Raw genomic sequence first — 3,553 nt, 5'->3', positions numbered from 1 at the left:
CTGCGGGAGAGGGTGGCCCTCGCGTCAGCGAGGGTCGGGAGAGGGGCGCGCCGTATCCGGAGAGGTCGCCCCCTCTCCCGCCTGCTCCGCAGGCACCCTCCCCCGCACCAAGTCGGGTCTGCCCGACTTGGCCAGCCAAAGACAGATCTCGGGCAAGCCCGAGGTCCTTGGGGGGAGGGTTGCTACGCGCGGGTCGCATCGTCCGGTCACGCCCGCTCATTCGGCCGGGCTCACCGAAACGCCGGGCGTCGGCTTCCGCCGGCGGAGGCGGTCGAGATAGAGGTAGACGACGGGCGTGGTGTAGAGGGTCAGGATCTGGCTCACGATCAGGCCGCCGGCGATGGCGATGCCCAGGGGGCGGCGCATTTCCGAGCCTTCGCCCCCGGCGAGGATGAGAGGCAGGGCGCCGAGCAGGGCCGCCAGCGTTGTCATCATGATCGGCCGGAAGCGCAAGAGGCAGGCCTCGAAGATCGCGTCCTTCGGTGTGGCCCCGCGCGTGCGCTCGGCGTCCAGCGCCACGTCGATCATCATGATGGCGTTCTTCTTGACGATGCCGATGAGCAGGAACACCGCGATGAGGGCGATGATGGTGAATTCCGTGCCCGAGACGAGGAGCGCCAGCAGCGCGCCGATACCGGCCGAGGGCAGCGTCGAGAGGATCGTCACCGGATGGACGAAGCTCTCGTAGAGGATCCCGAGGATCGTGTAGACGGCCAGCAAAGCCGCCAGAATCAGCAGGGGCTGGCGCGAGGACGAGGCCTGGAAGGTCTTGGCCGCGCCCGCGAATTCGCCGTGGATCGTGGCCGGCAGGCGCAATTGCGCCTCGGCCTCCTCGATGGCGGCGGTGGCGTCAGACAGGCTCTTGCCCGGCGCCAGGTTGAACGAGAGCGTGGTGGCCACGAACAGGCCCTGGTGGCTCACCTGCACGGGCGCGTTGCCGGTCTCCACCCGGGCGAAGGCCGAGAGCGGGATCATGGTCTCCTTGGCGCTCGAAACGGGCGCGCTGGAGGAGGCGCCCGCCCCGCCCGCGATGGCGTTGGAGGCGGCGTTGCGGGCGGAATCGGCGGCGATGGTGGAGGCCGTCGTCCCCGTCGTCGCGGCCCCCGCCACGGTCCCGGCCACCGCGTTGGTGATGGCCGAGCCCCGCGCCTTGCCGCCCGAGGTCGAGACGAAGACGGTCTTCAACGTCTCCGGGCTCTGCAGGTAGCGCGGCGCGATCTCCATCACGACGTGGTACTGGTTGAGCGGGTTGTAGATCGTCGAGACCTGCCGCTGGCCGAAGGCGTCGTAGAGGGTGTTGTCGATCTTATCGGGCGTGATGCCGTAGCGGTAGGCGGTGGCCCGGTCGATGACGAGGCGGCTCTCCAGCCCGCCCTCCTGCTGGTCGGAGGTGACGTCCGAGAAGACCGGGTTCTTCTGCAGCGCCTCCACGAGCCGGGGGGCCGCCGCATAGAGTTCGTCGGCCGTGTCGCCCTGCAGGGTGTACTGGTACTGCGCGAAGCTCTGCCGCCCGCCCATGCGCAGGTCCTGGCGCGGGAACAGGAACAGCCGGGCGCCGGCCACCTGCGCGAGTTTGGGGCGCAGGCGGGTCATCACCTCGGTGATCGAGGCGCGCTCGCCCCGGGGTTTGAGGCCCACGAAGACGTTGGCCGAGTTGGTGGCGCGCCCGCCCGTGAAGCCGACGACGCTGTCCACCGCCGGATCGGCCTGCACGATGGCGGTAGCCTGTTCCAGCTTCTGCTTCATCGCCTGGAACGAGATGCGCTGGTCGGCCTGGATGCCGCCCATCATCTGACCCGTATCCTGCTCGGGGAAGAAACCCTTGGGGACGATGATGTAGAGATAGACGTTGAGCCCGATCGTCGCGAACAGCGTGAGCAGCACCAGGCGGCGATGAGTGAGGGCGATCCGCAGGGTTCGCTCATAGGCGCGCAGCGTTCCCTCGAAGGCGCCTTCCAGCCCCCGGATCAGCAGGTTGGGGCGGCGCGGCGCCTCTCCCTCCGGCACGCTTTCGCGCTTGAGCAGCAGCGCGCACATCATCGGCGTGGTGGTGAGCGAGAGCACCAGGGAGATCAGGATCGCCAGGGACAGGGTCACGGCGAATTCCTCGAACAGTCGCCCGACGATCCCCCCCATCAGCAGGATCGGGATGAACACCGCGATCAGCGACAGGCTCATGGAGATGACGGTGAAGCCGACCTCCTTCGCCCCGATGAGGGCGGCCTCCAGCCTCGGCTTGCCGAGCTCGATATGGCGCTGGATGTTCTCCAGGACGACGATGGCGTCGTCCACCACGAAGCCGGTGGCGATGATGAGGGCCATCAGCGACAGGATGTCGAGGCTGTAATCCAGCAGGTACATGGCCGAGAAGGTGCCGATGATCGAGATCGGCACGGCCACCGCCGGGATCAGGGTCGCCCGGCCGGAGCGCAGGAAGGCGAAGACCACGCCGATGACGAGGACGACCGCGATGACCAGGGTCTCCTCGGTCTCGGTGAGGGAGGCGCGGATGGTGGCGCTGCGGTCGCCGGTGACGGTGAGGTCGATGTCGCCGGGCAGCGCGGCCTTCACCTGCGGCAGCGCCGCCTCAACCGCCTTGATCGTATCGACAACGTTGGAGCCGGGCTGCTTGTAGATGAACAGGATCACGCCCGGCCGGCCGTTGACGAGGCCGAGGTTGCGCTTGTCCTCCACCGAATCCTCGACCTTGCCTACATCGGTGAGGCGCACGCCGGCCCCGTTGCGGTAGGCCACGACGATGTCGCGGTAATCCGCCGCCACCCGGCCCTGGTCGTTGGCGTAAAGCTGGTAGTGGCGGGTGTCGGTCTCGATCGCCCCTTTCGGCGAATTGGCATTGGCCGAGGCGATCGCCGCGCGCACCCCTTCGAGGCCGATCCCGTAATTGTATAGGGCGGTGGGATCGAGCTCGACCCGCACCGCCGGAAGCGAGGAGCCGCCGATATCGACGTTCCCCACCCCGGGGAGCTGGGACATCTTCTGCTGCACCACCGTGGCGGCGGAATCGTAGAGCTGGCCCGGCGACAGGGTGTTCGAGGTCAGCCCGAGGATCAGGATCGGCGCATCGGCCGGGTTGAACTTGCGGTAGGTGGGGTTCGAGCGCAGGGCGGTGGGCAGGTCGGCCCGCGCGGCGTTGATCGCCGCCTGCACGTCGCGGGCGGCCCCGTCGATGTCGCGGTTGAGATTGAACATCAGGACGATCCGCACCGTCCCGACGGAACTGGTGGAGGTCATCTCGCCCACGTCGGCGATGATGCCGAGCCGCCGCTCCAGGGGCGCGGCCACCGTCGTCGCCATGGTCTCGGGCGAGGCCCCGGCCATCTGCGCCTGGACCAGGATGACGGGGAAATCCACCTGCGGCAGCGGCGCCACCGGCAGCTTGAAGAACGCGAAGATCCCCGCCAGCAGCACCCCGATGGTGAGCAGCGTGGTGGCGACCGGGCGGCGGATGAACGGCTCGGAGACGTTCATGGGCGGGGCGCCGTGACCGGGCGAGGGGCCGGGCCTGGGCACCTGCTCCCTCCCCCCTCTGCGG

1 protein-coding gene is annotated in these 3,553 nt (G+C 68.8%); it reads right to left on the bottom strand.

Going from position 1 to position 3,553, the window contains the following annotated elements; genetic code table 11:
- Positions 1 to 216: 216 nt before the first annotated feature.
- Entirely contained in the window at positions 217 to 3,489 is a 3,273-nt protein-coding gene (locus MBTS_RS21665) for an efflux RND transporter permease subunit (protein WP_192216452.1), read from the bottom strand.
- Between the last annotated feature and the right edge of the window lie 64 nt (positions 3,490 to 3,553).

Origin of the sequence: Methylobacterium bullatum (genome assembly GCF_014845095.1) — a bacterium.
Lineage (GTDB): Bacteria > Pseudomonadota > Alphaproteobacteria > Rhizobiales > Beijerinckiaceae > Methylobacterium > Methylobacterium bullatum.
Note: the sequence above shows the minus strand (reverse complement) of the source record. Positions and strands in the feature narration are given on the sequence as shown.

Bases quoted from the DNA above. Each gene is read 5' to 3' on its own strand.
- MBTS_RS21665 (WP_192216452.1), bottom strand. From the start codon at position 3,489: ATGAACGTCTCCGAGCCGTTCATCCGCCGCCCGGTCGCCACCACGCTG.